Source organism: Rhodococcus sp. AZ1 (assembly GCF_054979605.1).
Map to the genome: position 1 here is coordinate 231171 of NZ_JBUEQF010000004.1, position 17645 is coordinate 248815.

A 17645-nucleotide genomic window follows, 5' to 3' on the forward strand; every position below is an offset into this window, starting at 1 on the left:
CGCTCACGGTGCGGAGGCCCCGCGGTCGCTAGCCACCGGTGCCGAGGTATCCGAGGGCCCGGTGGGCAGCACGTCGCGAGCGCCCGGCGAGGCGTACACCGCGTACACCCGCTGAACCACGGTGACCACGCTCGCGACCGCGAGGAACCACATGGCGACGTGGATGGACCAGCGAAGCCAGCCGACGTCGAACATGTTCCCCAGGCCGGTGAACCCGGCGCCGACCAGTCCGATCACGAGGCGATCGGGACGCTCGATCCAACCGCCGTCGGCCGAGAGACCGCTGGCCTCGGCGCGCGCTTTCGCGTAGGAGATCACCTGTGAGGTCACCAACACCACGAGGGTGGCCACCACCAGCGGCCGATTGTTCTCGCTGTAGGCCGCCCACCATGCCAGGGAGCCGAAGATGGCACCGTCCGCCACACGGTCGCACGTCGCGTCGAGCACCGCGCCGAAGCGGGTGCCGCCACCACGCGCGCGCGCCATCGCCCCGTCGAGCATGTCGAACATGACGAAGAACCAGATCACCATCGCGCCGGCGAAGAGGTGGCCGGCGGGAAACAGTGCCACCGCGGCCGCCACGCTGGCGATGGTGCCGAGCACGGTCACCGCGTCGGGTGTCAGGCCGGTGCTGTTGAGCGCGCGACCGAGCGGAGCGGTTGCCCGCGAGACCGATGCGCGCCCGAAGATGCTCAACATGGTGGCATCGGTCCTTCCATCCGCGGTCCGTTGGTCACGTCAGTCCTTCCAGGCCCGAGCGAGGAGGTCGCGAGTGTCGCGGAGAAGTTGCGGCATCACCTTGGCACCGCCGATGACGGTGATGAAGTTCGCGTCCCCGCCCCATCGCGGTACCACGTGCTGGTGCAGGTGCTCGGAGAGTGAACCACCCGCCGGTGCACCGAGGTTGAGCCCGACGTTGAACCCGTGCGGATTGGACACACGCTTGATCACTCGCAGCGCCTGCTGGGTGAACTGCATCAGCTCCGCGGCCTCGGCGTCGGTGAGGTCCTCGAGCGCGGCCACCCTCCGGTACGGAACCACCATCAGGTGGCCCGGGTTGTAGGGGTAGAGGTTGAGCACGGCGTACACGTGCTCGCCCCGCGCGACGATCAGCCCCTCCTCGTCACTGAGCTTGGGTATCTCACTGAAGGGCTCGGTGACCATCTTGTCGTCGACACGCGGCTCGGTCGCCAGGTACGACATGCGGTGGGGGTTCCACAGGCGCTGAAGCGCGTCGGGTTCGCCCACTCCCACGTCCACGATCGGGGCGGCGACGGCCTTCTCGTCGGGTTCGCTCATCGGCGCACCTCCGCCGCGAGGACATCTGCCTCCGACAACTTCTCCCCGCTCGGCGACTCGTTGCGGCGAGAGCCGATCCAGTCGGTGATCAGCGCGACCGCGCGGTCCACCGGGACCGAATTGACCTGTGTCCCGTCCCGGAACCGGAAGCTCACCGCATCCGCCTCGACGTCACGTTCGCCGGCCAGCAGCATGAACGGCACCTTGCCCGTGGTGTGGTTGCGGATCTTCTTCTGCATGCGGTCGTCGCTCGCGTCCACCTCGGCTCGCACACCGGCCTCCCGCAGCCGAGCAATCACCGCGAACAGGTGCTCCTCGTGCACGGCTGCAACCGGGATCCCCACCACCTGCACCGGTGCGAGCCAGGCCGGGAACGCGCCCGCGTAGTGCTCGGTGAGAACGCCGAAGAATCGCTCGATGGAACCGAAGAGTGCCCGGTGGATCATCACCGGGCGCGCTTTGGTGCCCTCCGGCGAGGTGTACTCGAGCTCGAATCGTTCGGGCAGGTTGAAGTCGAGCTGGATGGTCGACATCTGCCATGTCCGCCCCAGTGCGTCCCGCGCCTGCACGGAGATCTTCGGCCCGTAGAACGCAGCACCGCCGGGATCGGGCACCAGATCCAGACCCGACGCCGCCGCCACCTCGGCCAGCGTTGCCGTCGCTTCCTCCCACACCTGCTCCGAACCGACCGACTTCTCCGGGTTTCGGGTGGAGAGCTCGAGGTAGAAGTCGTCGAGCCCGTAGTCCTTGAGCAGATCGAGTACGAACGTCAGCAGCGAGGTCAGCTCACCGCGCATCTGCTCACGCGTGCAATAGATGTGCGCATCGTCCTGCGTCATCCCGCGCACGCGGGTGAGGCCGTGGACGACTCCGGACTTCTCGTACCGGTACACCGACCCGAACTCGAAGAGCCGCAGGGGCAACTCACGGTACGAGCGGCCGCGGGAACGGAAGATCAGGTTGTGCATCGGGCAGTTCATCGGCTTGAGGTAGTAGTCCTGGCCGGGCTTGCGCACGGTGCCGTCCTCGGCGAGTTCCTCGTCGACGTGCATGGCCGGGAACATCCCGTCGCGGTACCAGTCCAGGTGTCCGGAGACCTCGTACAGATGGCCCTTGGTGATGTGCGGGGTGTTGACGAACTCGTAGCCGGCGGCGATGTGGCGCTGACGCGAGTAGCTTTCCATCTCGTTGCGGACGATCCCGCCCTTCGGGTGGAACACCGGCAACCCCGACCCGAGCTCGTCGGGGAAGCTGAACAGGTCCAGCTCGGCCCCGAGCCTGCGGTGATCACGGCGCTCGGCCTCGGCGAGCAGCTCGAGGTAGGCCTCCAGTGCCTCGGCCGACTCCCACGCGGTGCCGTATATCCGCTGTAGCGCAGCGTTGGCCTGGTTGCCGCGCCAGTACGCAGCGGAGCTTCGGGTGAGCTTGAACGCGGGAATGTACTTGGTGGTGGGAACGTGCGGGCCGCGGCACAGATCGCCCCACTCCCGCTCACCGGTGCGCGGGTTGAGGTTGTCGTAGGCGGTCAGCTCGGCGCCGCCCACCTCCATGATCTCCGGGTCGTCGGCAGATCCCTTGTCGTCGACGAGTTCGAGCTTGTACGGCTCGCTCGCCAACTCCGCCCTGGCCGCATCGAGCGAGTCGTAGACCCGCCGGGAGAACCGCTGGCCACCCTTGATGATCTGCTTCATCTTCTTCTCGAGGGCGGCGAGGTCCTCGGGGGTGAACGGCTCGGCCACGTCGAAGTCGTAGTAGAAGCCGTTCTCGATGGGTGGCCCGATGCCGAGCTTCGCCGCCGGGAACAGCTCCTGGACGGCCTGGGCCAGCACGTGCGCCGCCGAGTGCCGGATCACGCTTCGACCGTCCTCGCTGTCGGCCGTGACCGGCTCGACCTCGGTGTCGGTCTGCGGAGTCCAGGACAGGTCTCGCAGGGCTCCGCTGGCGTCGCGGACCACCACCACCGCCTCGGGGCCCTTGTTCGGCAACCCCGTCTCGCGCAGCGCACTTCCGGCGGTGGTCCCGGCCGCCACGCTGATGCGTGCGACACGGACAGCGGAATCGGACGTGCTCACGGTGGGGGCTCCTGGTCGGGCTCGGATCGTGCGGGAGTGGACGGACAACACCCTATCGGCCCGTGCACCTGCTGGGCGCCGCCACACCTGATTCGTTCAGGGAACGAGCGCGCTCAACCTCTCAGCGCGGTCGGCGGGAGTGCGCCGCGGACAACTCGAACACAGCCCACCACCGACCTCGAGGATCAGACAGCACGAGCTTCGCCGCACGAACGTGCGAACTCGACCCGACTTCGGGGACCTCACGTCGACGAACCGTGGTGTCGGCATGGCACCGGCGGCGCCGGCCGTCAGCACTCGGGCGAACTCGGCCGCCGCGGGGTCGAGTCGCCCGTCGTCCGCGCAGGTGCTCAGCACACAGTTGGCCACCGAGTCGGACGCGACGGCCCACAGACTGGGCCGACCGACGGGCGCCACCGCGCCCAGTGCGTCGACCACGCGGGAGCAGAACGCCGCCAGTGAGTCCGCTGCGGACCCGGTCGACATCGGCACCCTCGGGCCGGAGAGCGCGACCAGCACACCGTCCGAGCCGACGACGGGTGTGGCGGTCGCCGCATCGACGACGCTCTCGGCCCGCAGAAGGGCCCGCACGAGCGGGTCGACGACGTTCCAGGACGAGGAGTACCACCAGAGCGTCGCCTGCACCCGCGGGGTCGCGGTCGGCCAACGCCGCGCGATGAGGGCGGTGAGGGTCGTGGGGTCGAGCGGCCGCTCGTCGGCTGTCAGAACGGCGCCTTCAACCAGGTCTGATCGAACCCGAGCCACCCGGAGACCAATTCGACGGCACCGAGCAGCCACAGCGTCACCAGGACGACCGCGGTTGTCAGAAGGACGCCGATCCCCTTGACCCACGTCGGCTGGGCGCCGAACCAATCCATGAACTTGCCGTAGCGATCCTTTGCGTAGCGCAGGAGTCGTTGCGCCCAGGCGAACTCGGAGGCGAGGATCGCCAGCCCGGCGAACACCACGGCCCATCCGGGTCCGGGGTACGGGATGAGCACGATGCCGAGGGCGAGGACGGCGATTCCGATGACGGCGACGGTGATCCGGTAGGCGATCTCGGTGCTGCGCCGAGCGGCTATCCGATCTCGGGCGGCGGCCAGCCGACCCTTCTCCGCGGTGTCGTCACGGTCCGATCGGACGGTGGTCTTGTTCTCGGGCACGACGGACCTGCCTGGTGGAAGGGTTCGGGAGACGGGACCGACAGTACCAATGTCTCGACGGCGGAACCCGTGCGTCGAGACCGTCTCCGGGTTCCAGCGACGTCGCGAGGTGTTCTCTGTGTGGTCCCGGCTGGGATCGAACCAGCGACCTCCCCGGTGTGAACGGGACGCTCTTCCACTGAGCCACGGGACCGAAGCGAGTTGCTGCGCAACCCGTTCGAACGAGCACGAAGACTAACACGCGGGGCTGGCACCGGCCCAATCTCGAGTGGGCGGGCAACGGGGCTCGTCGGGTGAACGGAAGCTGAACTGGTGATTTGTCCTCCTCCGCGGGCGTGGGCTAATGTTGCCAACCGCACCACGGGTCACCCCGTGGGGTGTGCGGACGTGGCGCAGCTGGTAGCGCACAACCTTGCCAAGGTTGGGGTCGCGGGTTCGAATCCCGTCGTCCGCTCGAGGACCTACAGTCCACGGTGGAGTGGCCGAGTGGTGAGGCAACGGCCTGCAAAGCCGTGCACACGGGTTCGATTCCCGTCTCCACCTCACCGTCTCGGGCCCCGGTTCGAGACCCCGCGCGATTAGCTCAGCGGGAGAGCGCTTCCCTGACACGGAAGAGGTCACTGGTTCAATCCCAGTATCGCGCACCACGACGTTCCCGAGGCCTGCTTGACTGCCCGGATGGCCCTCTCGATTGCCCGCGCCCACGCCGGTGACGCTCCAGCGCTGGCCGAACTGGCCGCCCGCACCTTCCCGCTGGCGTGCCCACCAGGATCCGACCCGGCGGATATCACCGGCTTCATCGCCTCGACCCTGACCACGCGGCACTTCGCCGAGTATGTCGACGATCCGCAACGCGTGGTGCTGCTGGCCACCGACCCGGCGCCGGTGGGTTACGCAATGCTGATCACCACCCCACCGTCGAACCCGGACGTGATCACCGCCCTCACCGACGGAACCGGCGGTGGGACGGCACCGACGGGCGTGGTGGAGATCAGCAAGTTCTACGTCGATGCTCGCGCACACGGGCGCGGTGTCGCCGCGGCGCTGATGGATGCCGTCACAACCGCTGCCGAGCCGGCTCGGCTGTGGCTCGGGGTGAACCAACGCAACCACCGCGCGCAGAAGTTCTATGCCGCACAGGGCTTCCGCGTCGTCGGACACAAGCGGTTCGTCCTCGGCGAGGACGTTCAGGACGACTTCGTGATGGCTCGCCCCTGAGCGATGCTCAGACCGCAGCGAAACGCGAGAGTGCGAGCAGACGCGATGTCGCCCGCAGGTACTTCTTGCGGTACCCGCCCGCGAGCATCTCCTCGGTGAACAGCTCGTCCAGCCGGGCACCGGCAACGGTGACCGGTGTGCCGGCGTCGTAGAGGCGGTCCGCCAACACCACCAGCCGCAGCGCGACGGCCTGATCGGGCGCGGGGTGCACATGATCGATGAACACCGCGGTCACCCCGTCGATCAACTTGCCGTAACGCGACGGGTGCAGGGTGCTCAGGTGCGCGACGAGCGCATCGAAATCGTCGAGCGTGGAGCCGGCGACGCGCTCGGCTGCGGCGTGGAGCTCTTCGGAGGTCAGCGGCTCCGGTGCCGGCGGGAGGTCGCGGTGGCGATAGTCCGGGCCGTCGACTCGAACGGCCTCGAAGATCGAGCCCAGCTTCTTGATCTCGCGCAGGAAGTCCTGCGCGGCGAAGCGCCCCTCCCCGAGCTGACCGGGAAGCGTGTTGGAGGTGGCGGCAATGCACACCCCACCGGCGGAGAGCTCGGTGAGCAGTCGAGAGACGAGCATGGTGTCGCCCGGATCGTCGAGTTCGAACTCGTCGATGCACAGCACACTGTGCTGCGAGAGCTCCTCGAGCGCCTTGGCGAACCCGAGAGCGCCGACCACGTGGGTGAGCTCGACGAATGTGCCGAAGGCCTTCGGCCCCGGCGCCGCGTGGTAGATCGACGCCAGCAGGTGGGTCTTGCCCACGCCGAACCCTCCGTCGAGATACAGACCGGCGCCCGTGGTGGGGGTCTTCTTCCCGAACAGTCCGCGCTTGCCGCTGCGGATCTTCGCGATGCGGGCGGCGAAGTCCTCCGCCGTCGCCACCGCTGCGGCCTGCGTCGGTTCCTGCGGATCGGGGATGTAGGACGCGAAACTGACGTCGTCGAACATCGCCGGTGGCACCATCTGAGCGATCAACTGATCGGGGGGCACCACCGGATTGCGGTCGACGAGGCGTTCGGGCATACGAGTGAGGCTAACGACGTGCTGTGATGGTCCTTGTGCAGCGCATCGATAAAGCGACCTACTTCACAGTGTCGGAGACCCGTTCAGCACCGTCGGAGACCCGTTCAGCACCGTCGGAGACCCGTTCAGCACCGTCGGAGACCCGTTCAGCACCGTCGGAGACCGGGCCCGGGCTGTCGGAGACGGAGTTCCGCGAGCTTCACGACCACCCCGCCGGACGCGGTACGGCAGACGGCGTCCTTCCGTGGATTCGGGTGAACTTCATCTCCAGCATCGACGGTGCAGTGAGCGTCGACGGCAAGTCCGGTGGCCTGGGCACCCCTGCCGACCGGCGCATCTTCACGGAGCTGCGCGAGAGCGCCGACGCCATTCTGGTGGGCGCGGGAACGGTGCGCGCCGAGAACTACGGGGGTACCGGAGCGTCCGCGCAGCTGCGCGAGCGACGCGCGGCGGCCGGTCGACCGGAGATCGCCCCGATCGTGGTGGTGACCGCATCGGCGAATCTGGACCCCACACTGCGGGTGTTCACCGACACGGCCGTGCCGCCGGTGGTGATCTGTGCGCAGTCGGCTCCACAGGAACGCAGGGACGCACTCGAGTCGACCGGCGCGGATCTGGCCGTCGTACCGGGCTCGTCGGTCTCGACCGAGGACATCCGCAGAGCACTGAGCGAGCGTGGCCTGCGCCGGGTGCTGTGCGAAGGGGGGCCTTCGCTGTTCGGACAACTCCTCGCCGACGACGCCGTGGACGACGCCTTCATCACCACCTCCCCGCACCTGGTGGCGGGGCAGGCGCCGAGAATCGCCAGGTCGGACGACGAACACACGCGCCGAATGCGCATCGGGCACATCCTTTCCGACTCCGATGGCACCCTGGCCGTCCGCTGGATACGAGATCGACCTGGCACGCTGTGATCATGACCGGTGATCACAGGCCTGGCGTGCGGCCGGGCACGGCACGAAACGTGGCGGCCGGTACCCGGCTCACTCGCGGGCCACTCGCGTCGGCGTCCGCGCTGATCCTGGTCGGCGTCCTGGCCGTGACCGGATGCTCCATCGGACCGTCCGAGCGCCCCGGCGTCGCGGTGTCCGGCCGCAGCGACGGCACCCCCGCGGACGGCGGCGCCACGACCTCCGCGGCCCCGTCCGCTCCCCCGGTGGTTGCGCCGACCGACGATCTCGCGTGGACCAACTGCGGCGCGAGCGTCGCCGCTACCTACGGCGTCACACTGACCGGCGGCGTGGTGGTCGAGTGCGCCACCTACCAGGCGCCCATCGAGCCCGACTCGCCGGCATCGGGAGACTTCGCGATGGCGGCGACCCGGGTCCGGCTGACATCGACCCCGGCGACGGCTGCCCCGCTGGTGTTGACCACCGGCGCCGATATCGCGTCCGAAGCGCAGGCGGCCGTTCTCGGGTCCGCCGCCGATACCGCCCTCATCGCGGCGCATCCCGTCGTCGCCGTCGACCGTCGAGGGACGGGGAAGTCGGCGCCTTTCGACTGCGGAAGTGCCATCGCGGACGTCCGCCGACCTCTGTTCGACCTCGGACAGTTCACCGATCCCGGCAAGGATCCGGTGGATCGCACCGCCGACCTCGCGCGAGCGGCAACCGTCGCGTGCACAGACTTCCTGCAGCCCGACGCGTTGGCGTTCGGGTTGAGCCAGAGCGCCTCCGACCTCGAGGCCCTACGCAACGCGTGGAAGGTCGACACCCTTGCGATCATCGGTGCGGGCAACGGCGCCGCGGTGGCGCTGGCCTACGCGCGGGCTTTCCCGAAGAGCGTGTCGCGGTTGATCCTGGACTCCCCCGCACCGGCGGGGGTCGACGTGACCACCTCGATGGAGCAGACGGTGCGCGGCCAGGAGGCCGCCTTCGACGCTTTCGCCGCTCGGTGCACTGCCACGGCCTGCTCCCTGGGACCGGACCCGCGAGCCTCGGCGACGACGGTCGTCCAGCGGGCCCGCGACGGACAACTCGGCTCGCTGTCCGCACACGCGGTCACCACTGCACTTGCGCAGACACTCGCCTTCGGCTCCCCGACGGACCCGGCTGCGCGCACCACCGTTCTGTCCGATGCCCTCGCGGCTGCTCTGCGCGGTGATGCGGGACCGCTGACGGCGTTGGTGAACGCGGCCCTCGCCCGTACCGGCAGCGACGGGCAGTACGTCAGCCGGTGCACCGACGGCGGGCAGGTGCCCACACCGGATCGCATCCGGCAGGTCCGCGCCGCGTGGACCGCCCAGTACCCACTCTTCGGGTCCGAGGCCGCCCTCGACCTGGCGTCGTGCACGGGGTGGCCCACCACTGCTCCCGCTCCCCTGCCGACCGACCTCTCCGTGCCCGTGCTGCTGCTCAGCGGTGCCGCCGACCCGGTGAGCGGCAACGGAGGCATCGACACCGTGCGCGGATCGGTGTCGGCGGCCGGTGCTGCGACGAGCACCGTCACCTGGGCCGGGCTGGGACACCCGTCGAGCGTGCTGTCGGGGTGTGTGCGCGCGGCGGTATTGGCCTACACCGACGACGCCGCCACGGGCAGCGACGGCACGGCCTGCCCGTCCTGAGCACACGGCTCGCCCGACCCCTGAGACCTCAACGCGGCAGCAGCCACCCGTAGCCCTCGACGCCCACCTCGAGCCGGTCGCCGACCGAGGGAGCGACACCGGAGATCGACATCGGGTACTCCCCGCCGTCGGCCAGGCGAATCCGAAGATCGCTCGACGCTCCTCCGAACACGGACGCCGTCACCACGGCCTCGACCCCACCGGGTCGTTGGCGCAGTTGTTCGGGCCTCAGCATCAGGTGCCCTCCGTGACCCTGTGCCTCGACGGGACCGAGTGGAGTCGTCAGGGTGGCCACGCCGGCACCATCAGGTCGCGACGGACCGTGCTCGACGTCGGCGGGGTCCACCAGCAACGTCGGCCCCGTCAGCTGCGCGGTACGCAGATCGACCGGGCGCTGGTAGACCTCCTGCGGGGTGCCCTGCTGCACCACCACCCCGTCACACATCACCGCCACGGAATCAGCGATGGAGAACGCTTCGGTGCGGTCGTGGGTGACCAGCACAGCGGTGCATCCCTCACGGCCCAGCACCTCCCGCACGTCTGCGCGAACGCTCTCGCGCACACGCGCGTCGAGAGCCGAGAACGGCTCGTCGAGCAGCAATGCCCGCGGCGCCGGTGCCAAGGCCCGAGCCAGCGCCACCCGTTGCTGTTGACCGCCCGAGAGCTGGTGAGGGCGCCTGCGTTCGAACCCCTCGAGACCCACCAGTGTCAACATTCTTCGCACGCGCGCGTCGGCGTCCGGGGCACGCATCGAACCCCGGCGCTGGGTGAACGACAGGACCGGCCGGAGGCCGAAGGAGACGTTCTCGCGCACGGACAGGTGCGGGAAGAGAGCACCCTCCTGAGGCACCAACCCGATCGAGCGCCGCTCGGGCGGAACATCAACACCCGGTCCGACGATCTCCCGGGAGCCGAGAAGAATACGCCCCGCGCTCACCGGGTGGTGTCCCGCGAGAGCGCGCAGCAGGGTGGTCTTGCCGCACCCGCTCGGCCCCAGCACCGCAACCACGCTCGCCTGCGGCACGTGCAGGTGGACACCTCGCAGCACCTCCGCGCGGCCGTGGCGGGCGTGCACACCGATCACCCGAAGATCGCCGGGGTCACTCATCACGCGCCCCGGATCCGGGTGAGCGCGACCGCCGGAACCGAGGCCACCAACACCAGGGCCAGGGCGAAGGGCGCAGCGGCTCCGTAGGCCCCAGTGGATGTTCGACTCCAGATCTCGGTGGCAAGGGTGTCCAGCTCGCTGGGCCGCAGGACCAGAGTGGCGGGCAGTTCCTTCATCGCTGTCAACATCACCAGGAGTGTCCCGGCCGCGAGCCCCGGAGCTGCGAGCCGACCGGTCGTCGCGGCTGCACCGATTCTGCCCCGCCCGAGGGAGCGAGCAGCTTCGGCCATCGACGGTGGGACCTGTTCGAGAGCGGTACGTCCCGTTCCGATGGCCTTGGGAAGCATGAGCACCACGTACGCGAACACCAGAACGGTGACGCTCTGGTACAGCTCGGGCGCCGCCCGCAGGGTGAAGAACACCAGCGCGAGCGCCACCACCAGACCGGGTAGGACGTGGCCGGCGTAGCCGGACGTCTCGATGGTCGTCACCAGGGTTCCTCGGTAACGGGCGGTCAGCGCGGCGATGGGCAGCGACAGCGCGAGGGCAACCAGGGCGGCGGCGGCGGCCACCGACGCGGTGCTGCTCAGCGCGGCAAGAACTTCACCTGCGTCGAACACCCCGGGGCGAGCGTCCTGCAGTCGTCCGAGCAGGGCACCGATGGGAACCACCACGGCCACCACCGGCGCCGCGAGCACCACTGCCAACAGCGGTGCCTCGAACCATCGCGCCGCGCGTGCGGCGCCCGGACGACGCACACCAGATCCCACCCGCCACCGCGCTCCGCGATCGCGAGCTGCCCGCTCGAGTGCCACGACCGCGGTTGCGATCACCACGAGCGCCGCCGCCAGCACGAAGGCGCTCTCGCGCCCGATGAGCGATTGGAACTCCCGCGCAATCACCACGGTCAGGACGCGTTCACGGAAGATGGCGACGGCGCCGAAGTCCGCCAGCACGTACAGCACGACCAACAGGGTCCCCGCTGCCGCTGCCGGCGCGATCTGCGGCAGCGTCACGCGCCACCACGCCGATACCGGCCCCGCACCGAGCGAACGTGCGACGTCGACGGCATCCGGGTCCGCGGACCGCAACGCGGCCAGTACCGGCAGGGTCACGTACGGCGCGCACACGGCCGAGAGCACCATCCACGATGGGACGGGTCCACTCCAGTCCGGACGCACTGCGAGCCATCCCAGCCCGGCGACGTACGACGGCATTGCCAGCGGCAGCACGGCCACCACCGACCACAGGCCGCCACCGGGCCACCGTCGCCGCGCGAGCAGCATCGCCGTGGCCACACCGAGCGCGGCGCAGGTGAGGGCAACCGCACCGGCGAGCGCGACGCTGCGGGTGACCACGTCGACGAACCCCGGTCGGCCGAGGACCTCGACGATCCCGCCGCCGCCGATGTCGATCAGGCGGATCGCGAGGAAGATCACCGGGAGCAGCGCGCAGGCGGCCGCGACGGTGGCGGCCGCCACGAGGGCAGTCGGTGGCCCGGCCGCACTGCGCCGCATCGACGTTCGGTGCGCCCGCTCGCGAGTACGGGCCCTCACGCCAGACCGGCCTCGCGGATCATCCGCACCGACGTCTCGAGATCGGCGAGATCGGACAGGTCGACAAGTGGTCCGCGCAGGGAGTCGAGCGCTGGCAGGCCGGTCGGGGTGGGCACCCCGGCGGCGAGTGGGTACTCGAACACGGTGTCGGCAAAGTACCGCTGGGCCTGCTCACCGACGAGGAACCGAACGAACGTCGCGGCGTCGGGGTCGTCGCCGAGGATTCCGGCACCGGAGACGTTGACCAGTGCTCCGGGATCACCGGCCTCGGCGAATGCGAGTTTCGACCGCATACCGCTCGCCCCGACCTCCGCCGACTTCTCGAACCAGTAGTAGTGGTTGATCAGGCCCACATCGAGGGCCCCGGACTCGACGGCATCGAGTACCAGCAGATTGTTGTCGTAGGTGCGGGCGTCGTTGGCCGCCATCGCGCTGAGCCACGTTCGCGCGGCATCGTCTCCGCGTGCGACACGGAAACCCGTCACAAAGGAGTGGAACGAGGCGTTACCGGGCGGGAATCCGACGCGGCCCTTCCACATCGGGTCGGTGAGCGCCTCGACACGGCGGGGTAGCTCTGCCTCGCTCACGCGATCGGGGTTGTAGACCATGACCCGTGATCGGCCGGTGACCCCCACCCATCGGCCGTCGGCGTCGGAGTACGTGGTCGGGACGGCGCCGAGGACGTCACCGGGGAGGGGTTCGAGCAACCCGCGGTCACCGAGCACGCCGAGCGCGCCGGCATCCTGGGTCACCACGACGTCGGCGGGGCTCGCGTCGCCCTCTTCGAGGAGTGTGGCGGTGGTTTCGGGTGTTGCGGCGTAGCGCGCGCTGACCGTCAGGCCGCTCTGCTGCTCGAACTTCTCGATCAGCGGCGTCATCAGCGCTTCGTTGCGGCCCACGTACACCACGAGGTCGGGGTCGGCCGTCTCTGTCCCGCAGGCGGTCAACACACCCGCTGCAAGTGCGGCGGCAATGAGCAGGGTCGTACGGGAACTCGGGCGGGTGGACATCGGCACTCCTTCGCAATCCGGCAAGAACTGCTGAGGCTACCCTAATTCAGATAAGCCTCACCTAATCACACCGAAGAGGGTCGCTGCTGGGTACCGCGTGCTCGCGCGGTGTACCGTTCGCGCGTGCTGATGCGATCGTGGGAGCCCCGGACGGCCGAGACCACCGCGCGACTGATCAACTACGTCGTGTGGCCCTTGGCCGTCATGACCATCCTCAATCGTGCCCTGGTCAAGGCCGTGAACGGCTTCCGGACGGACGATTTCGCGCCCGTCTACCAGGCCGCGCTGGCCTTCCTCAATCGCCGCCCGGTGTACACGGCGGATTTCTCCTCGACCGATCCCCACTACCTCTACCCGCCGAGCGGCACCCTGCTCATGGCACCTCTGGCCGTGATCGATCCCGAACGCGCGCGCTGGTTCTTCATCGGCATCAACACCATCGCGATCATCGCGGCGGTCGTGCTGCTGCTTCGGATGTTCCAGGTGCGGTGGTCCTCACCGCTGACACCGGTGGCCCTGCTGTTCGCCTTCTACTCCGAGACCGTCACCAACACCCTGGTGTTCACCAATGTCAACGGTCTCGTCCTGCTCGGCGAAGTGTGCTTCTTGTTCCTGCTGCTGCGGCGCAAGCAGTACTGGTCGGGCGCGGCGATAGGTCTGACCCTCGCCATCAAGCCGACCCTCGCCCCGCTGCTGTTGATCCCACTGGTGCGCGGACAGTGGCGGGTGTTCGTGACGGCGCTCGCGGTACCGGCGGTGCTCACGGCGCTGGCCTGGCCGCTGTCGGTGGACCCCATGGCCTTCGTGCGTCGGACCGTGCCGTATCTGTCCGAGACCCGGGACTACTACAACTCCTCGATCACCGGCAATGCGCTCTACTACGGCCTCCCGACGTGGCTGACGGTGTCGATCCAGGCGCTGTTCGCCGTGCTGACGGTGGTGGCGCTCTACCTCCTGTGGCGCTTCTATCGACACGACGACCTGCTCTTCGTCAGCACCACCAGCGGTGTGCTGCTGACGGCGTCGTGGCTGCTGTCCTCGCTGAGCCAGATGTACTACTCGATGATGCTGTTCCCGCTTCTGCTGACCGTGGTGTTGCGGAACTCGATGATGCGGAACTGGCCGGCCTGGCTCGCCGTCTACGGATTCATGAGTTACGACAGCTGGTTGACCGGTCGTTTCCCCACGACCGGCCGCGCCGCCGAGTACATGAAGACGACGTTCGGCTGGAGCCTTCTCATCATCGCCATCACCACCGTCCTCGTCGGGCGCTACCTGCGGGCGCGCGCCGCCGGTCGACTCGACGACGGGATCGACCCACCCGAACTGCGAGAGGTCGGGCCGGACCGCTCACCTGCGAAAACTGCGTGAGGGCTCTCGCAGTATTAGCGTTGGGGCATGAAAGCTGTCGCCAACGATGATCCCGCGTACAAGCTGACCGACGCCCAGTGGCGCGAGAAGCTCACCCCCGCCGAGTACGCCGTCCTGCGCCAGGCAGGAACCGAGCGCCCCGGGGTGGGCGAGTACACCGACACCACCACGGAGGGCATCTACCGGTGCCGGGCCTGCGGGCAGGAACTGTTCCGCAGCACCGAGAAGTTCGAGTCCCACTGCGGGTGGCCGTCGTTCTTCGATCCCGCGAACTCCTCGGCCGTGGTCCTGAAGAAGGATCGCTCGCTCGGCATGGTTCGCACCGAGGTGATCTGCTCGAACTGTCACAGCCATCTGGGGCACGTGTTCGAGGGTGAGGGGTATCCCACTCCGACCGACCAGCGGTACTGCATCAACTCGATCTCGCTGACCCTGGTCCCGGCACACGCTGCCGAGTAGCCACACACCGGGGTTGGATCGAACTAGTGTCGAACCCATGACAACTCTGTCGTCCGCATCGGACGTGCTCGGTTCGATCGGCAACTCACTCGGTACCAGCCCATGGCTCGAGATCACTCAGGACCGCGTCGACAAGTTCGCGGACGCGACCGGGGATCACCAGTGGATTCACATCGATCCGGTGCGCGCCAAGGCGGAGAGCCCGTTCGGCGGACCGATCGCGCACGGCTTCCTCACGCTGTCGCTGATCCCGCTGCTGGCCGGTCAGACCTACAGCTTCCCCGGGGCGAAGCTTGCGGTGAACTACGGGTCCGACAAGGTGCGCTTCATCAATCCGGTACCGGTCGGCGCGCGCATTCGCCTGCAGTCGACGGTGGCGGCCGCATCCGAGCTTCCCGGCGGCGCCGTGCAGATGACGGTCATCGCCACGATGGAGATCGAGGGCGCCGACAAGCCGGCGCTGGTGGCCGAGACGATCACCCGCGTGTACTTCTGAGCCGCGTCCGTCCGAGGTTCACCGCGCGCCCAGCGCGGCCCGGTCGACGAACCGCGGCTGGTCGTACGCACGAATGGGCGGCACCTCGCCGAACCAGCGTTCGATCTCCACCAGGACGTGCTGGCCGGTGCACCCGCGCGACAACGACGACGCCGGCACATCCGCCGTGAGCACGTTCGGGTTGCCGTGCACGCACATCGATGTCGGATCGGCCGGGTCCAGCGGGTCGTACCAGGCTCCGGTGGACAGCTGCACCACCCTCGGGGCGACGCTGTCGTCGATCACCGCGCCCGCCAGGCACGCTCCCCTGTCGTTGAACACCCGCACCACGTCACCACCGGAGATTCCGCGCTCGGCGGCCGCGGCGGGATGCAGACGTATCGGCTCACGGCCGGCCACCTTCGAATCCTGACTGACCTTGCCGTGATCGAGCTGACTGTGCAGGCGGGTGCGCGGCTGGTTGGCGATCAGATGCAGGGGGAACCGCTCGGCTCGCGCACTTCCCAACCATTCGTCCGGCTCGATCCAGGACGGGTGGGCACGACAGTCGTCGTAGCCGAACCCGTCGATGTCCTCGGAGAAGATCTCGATGCGACCGCTCGGCGTGCGCAGCGGCTCGGCGACCGGATCTCGCACGAAGTCCTCGAATGCGATCAATCCGTCCTCGGTGTCCATCGCGACACTGCCCGCGTCCCAGAAATCGTCGAACCCCGGCGCATGTGCACCCGAGCGCAGCACATGTCCGCGCCACTCGTCGTAGAGCGTGCGAATCCACTGAGCTGCGGTGCGCCCGCAGGTGAACGCCTCGCCCACACCGAGTCTCGCAGCCAGCGCCCCGAGCGTGTCGTAGTCGTCACGAGCGTGGGCGAAGCGCGGAACCACCTGCTGCATCGCCACCAGCAGTGGATCGTTGCGGGTGCAGCTGAGGTCGTCGCGTTCGAGGCTGGTCGTCGACGGCACCACGAAATCGGCGTGCCGAGCCATCGGTGTCCAGTACGGATCGTGCACCACGATGGTCTCCGGGCGCGCGAGCGCACGCCGGAGCCGCGAGATGTCCTGGTGATGATGGAAGGGGTTGCCGCCCGCCCAGTGCACCAGTCGAATGTCGGGGTACGTGAGCACGCGACCGTCGTAGTCGAACTGCTCACCCGGGTGCAGCAGCATGTCCGAGATCGCGGCGACCGGCACGAACTCGGTCACCGGGTTGACCCCCTGGCCGAGCGTGGGCAGCGGGTACGGCACCGGCGCGAGTCCAGGCTCGTTCATCGACCCGTACCCGTGGCCGAATCCGCCTCCGGCGGTACCGATACCCCCGAGCATGGCCGCGAGCGTCACCCCCATCCAGGGCGCCTGCTCACCGCCGCGTATGCGTTGCAGCGACCATGTCACCGAGACGAACGTGGTGTGTGCGGCCATCTCACGCGCCAGGCCGGTGATCGACTGGGCGTCGATCCCGGTGATCGTCGATGCCCAGGCCGGGTCCTTCGCGAGCCCGTCGGATCTGCCGAGGAGATAGTCCTCGAAGCGGTCGAACCCCGTGCAGTACCGCTCGAGGAACACCGTGTCGTGCAACTCCTCCGTCACCAGCACGTGCGCCAGCGCGAGCATGAGGGCGACGTCGGTTCCGGGGCGGGGCGAGAGCCGATGCGCGTCGCCGTGTATGTCGTCGGCGAGCGGGGAGATCGAGACGATCCGCCCACCGCGAGCGCGCAGCCGGTCCAGCGCGCGCCGAGCCGGATGGTTCGATGTACCGCCGTGGTTGATTCCGGTGTTCTTCACCGGGACCCCACCGAAACACACCATCAGCTCGGTGTTCTCGGCTATCAGATCCCACGAGGTGGATCGGGCGAACAGCTTCCAGTGTGTCCCCACCACCCGCGGCATGATCACGGCCGTGGCGCCGAGCGAGTAGCTGTTGACCGACCGGACATAGCCACCGATCGTGTTGAGGAAGCGATGGAGCTGGCTCTGGGCGTGGTGGAACCGGCCGGCACTGGCCCACCCGTACGAACCTCCGTACACGGCGCGGTTACCGTGCGTATCGAGAACCCGCCGGTATTCGCCGGCGAGAAGGTCGAGGAACTCGTCCCACTCGAGTTCGACGAACTCGTCGTTGCCCCGCCTGTCGGACGGGCCCGGCCCCGACTCGAGCCACCCGCGACGCACGGCCGGACGCCGAACCCGAGCCCGGTGCGTGACGGACCCGACGATGTTTCCCAGAATCGGCGAGGGGTCGAGATCGCCTGCATGGGGATCGAGTGCAACGACGTCGCCGTCGCGACCCTGCGCGGTGAACATGCCCCAGTGGGCCATGT

General features: G+C 68.7%; 16 protein-coding genes and 4 tRNA genes. 9 read left to right on the forward strand and 11 right to left on the reverse strand.

Annotated features, from left to right (window positions below; translation table 11 throughout):
- Positions 1 to 3: 3 nt before the first annotated feature.
- The 6 genes from pgsA to ACY48E_RS07150 form a co-directional block, all read right to left on the reverse strand.
- Positions 4 to 699 (reverse strand): phosphatidylinositol phosphate synthase, encoded by a 696-nt coding sequence (gene pgsA / locus ACY48E_RS07125; RefSeq protein WP_462871436.1) that lies wholly within the window; start codon positions 697 to 699, stop codon positions 4 to 6.
- A 39-nt stretch (positions 700 to 738) separates the two neighbouring features.
- Positions 739 to 1299 (reverse strand): ATP adenylyltransferase, encoded by a 561-nt coding sequence (locus ACY48E_RS07130; RefSeq protein WP_462871437.1) that lies wholly within the window; start codon positions 1297 to 1299, stop codon positions 739 to 741.
- Entirely contained in the window at positions 1296 to 3371 is a 2076-nt protein-coding gene (gene thrS / locus ACY48E_RS07135) for a threonine--tRNA ligase (protein WP_462871438.1), read from the reverse strand. The genes ACY48E_RS07130 and thrS overlap by 4 nt, the downstream gene beginning before the upstream one ends.
- A 96-nt stretch (positions 3372 to 3467) precedes the next feature.
- Positions 3468 to 4136: a hypothetical protein gene (locus ACY48E_RS07140; RefSeq protein ID WP_462871439.1), complete on the reverse strand. Its 669-nt coding sequence runs from the start codon at positions 4134 to 4136 to the stop codon at positions 3468 to 3470.
- Entirely contained in the window at positions 4094 to 4474 is a 381-nt protein-coding gene (locus ACY48E_RS07145; RefSeq protein ID WP_462871538.1) for a TIGR02611 family protein, read from the reverse strand. The genes ACY48E_RS07140 and ACY48E_RS07145 overlap by 43 nt, the downstream gene beginning before the upstream one ends.
- A 181-nt stretch (positions 4475 to 4655) precedes the next feature.
- Positions 4656 to 4727 (reverse strand) — tRNA-Val (locus tag ACY48E_RS07150).
- Positions 4728 to 4915: 188 nt separating this feature from the next.
- On the opposite strand from ACY48E_RS07150, the gene ACY48E_RS07155 reads away from it, so the two are divergent.
- The 4 genes from ACY48E_RS07155 (at position 4916) to ACY48E_RS07170 (ending at position 5752) form a co-directional block, all read left to right on the forward strand.
- Positions 4916 to 4988 (forward strand) — tRNA-Gly (locus ACY48E_RS07155).
- Between the two features lie 18 nt (positions 4989 to 5006).
- A tRNA-Cys gene (locus ACY48E_RS07160) sits at positions 5007 to 5077 on the forward strand.
- 29 nt (positions 5078 to 5106) lie between these two features.
- Positions 5107 to 5181: transfer RNA gene (locus ACY48E_RS07165), tRNA-Val, on the forward strand.
- 31 nt (positions 5182 to 5212) lie between these two features.
- Positions 5213 to 5752: a GNAT family N-acetyltransferase gene (locus ACY48E_RS07170; RefSeq protein ID WP_462871440.1), complete on the forward strand. Its 540-nt coding sequence runs from the start codon at positions 5213 to 5215 to the stop codon at positions 5750 to 5752.
- Between the two features lie 7 nt (positions 5753 to 5759).
- On the opposite strand, the gene zapE is transcribed toward ACY48E_RS07170, so the two are convergent.
- Positions 5760 to 6767, reverse strand: a complete 1008-nt coding sequence (gene zapE, locus ACY48E_RS07175) for a cell division protein ZapE (RefSeq protein ID WP_462871441.1) — start codon at positions 6765 to 6767, stop codon at positions 5760 to 5762.
- Between the two features lie 254 nt (positions 6768 to 7021).
- On the opposite strand from zapE, the gene ACY48E_RS07180 reads away from it, so the two are divergent.
- Together ACY48E_RS07180 and ACY48E_RS07185 are read left to right on the forward strand one after the other, a co-directional pair.
- Positions 7022 to 7681 (forward strand): pyrimidine reductase family protein, encoded by a 660-nt coding sequence (locus ACY48E_RS07180; protein ID WP_462871442.1) that lies wholly within the window; start codon positions 7022 to 7024, stop codon positions 7679 to 7681.
- 2 nt (positions 7682 to 7683) lie between these two features.
- Positions 7684 to 9330 carry an alpha/beta hydrolase gene (locus ACY48E_RS07185; RefSeq protein WP_462871443.1) on the forward strand — a complete coding sequence of 549 codons (1647 nt, stop codon included), beginning with the start codon at positions 7684 to 7686 and terminating at the stop codon, positions 9328 to 9330.
- A gap of 28 nt (positions 9331 to 9358) precedes the next feature.
- Here ACY48E_RS07185 and ACY48E_RS07190 read toward each other — a convergent pair whose 3' ends face one another.
- The 3 genes from ACY48E_RS07190 to ACY48E_RS07200 are packed head-to-tail and all read right to left on the reverse strand — an operon-like array spanning position 9359 to position 13004.
- On the reverse strand, positions 9359 to 10438 hold the full coding sequence (locus ACY48E_RS07190) for an ABC transporter ATP-binding protein (protein ID WP_462871444.1): 1080 nt from the start codon (positions 10436 to 10438) through the stop codon (positions 9359 to 9361).
- Positions 10438 to 11955, reverse strand: coding sequence for an ABC transporter permease (locus tag ACY48E_RS07195; protein ID WP_462871445.1), 1518 nt, complete (start codon positions 11953 to 11955; stop codon positions 10438 to 10440). The genes ACY48E_RS07190 and ACY48E_RS07195 overlap by 1 nt, the downstream gene beginning before the upstream one ends.
- 35 nt (positions 11956 to 11990) lie before the next feature.
- The gene (locus ACY48E_RS07200) at positions 11991 to 13004 is read right to left on the reverse strand and encodes an iron ABC transporter substrate-binding protein (protein WP_462871446.1); all 1014 of its coding nucleotides are present in this window, start codon (positions 13002 to 13004) and stop codon (positions 11991 to 11993) included.
- Between the two features lie 129 nt (positions 13005 to 13133).
- On the opposite strand from ACY48E_RS07200, the gene ACY48E_RS07205 reads away from it, so the two are divergent.
- Genes ACY48E_RS07205 through ACY48E_RS07215 form a run of 3 tightly spaced genes read left to right on the forward strand, consistent with a single transcriptional unit; the run spans position 13134 to position 15330 of the window.
- On the forward strand, positions 13134 to 14375 hold the full coding sequence (locus ACY48E_RS07205; protein ID WP_462871539.1) for a glycosyltransferase family 87 protein: 1242 nt from the start codon (positions 13134 to 13136) through the stop codon (positions 14373 to 14375).
- A gap of 27 nt (positions 14376 to 14402) precedes the next feature.
- Complete coding sequence (gene msrB / locus ACY48E_RS07210; RefSeq protein ID WP_462871447.1) at positions 14403 to 14834, forward strand: peptide-methionine (R)-S-oxide reductase MsrB; 432 nt, start codon at positions 14403 to 14405, stop codon at positions 14832 to 14834.
- Positions 14835 to 14871: 37 nt separating this feature from the next.
- Positions 14872 to 15330, forward strand: coding sequence for a MaoC family dehydratase (locus ACY48E_RS07215; protein WP_462871448.1), 459 nt, complete (start codon positions 14872 to 14874; stop codon positions 15328 to 15330).
- Positions 15331 to 15348: 18 nt separating this feature from the next.
- On the opposite strand, the gene ACY48E_RS07220 is transcribed toward ACY48E_RS07215, so the two are convergent.
- Entirely contained in the window at positions 15349 to 17643 is a 2295-nt protein-coding gene (locus tag ACY48E_RS07220; protein WP_462871540.1) for a molybdopterin-dependent oxidoreductase, read from the reverse strand.
- Between the last annotated feature and the right edge of the window lie 2 nt (positions 17644 to 17645).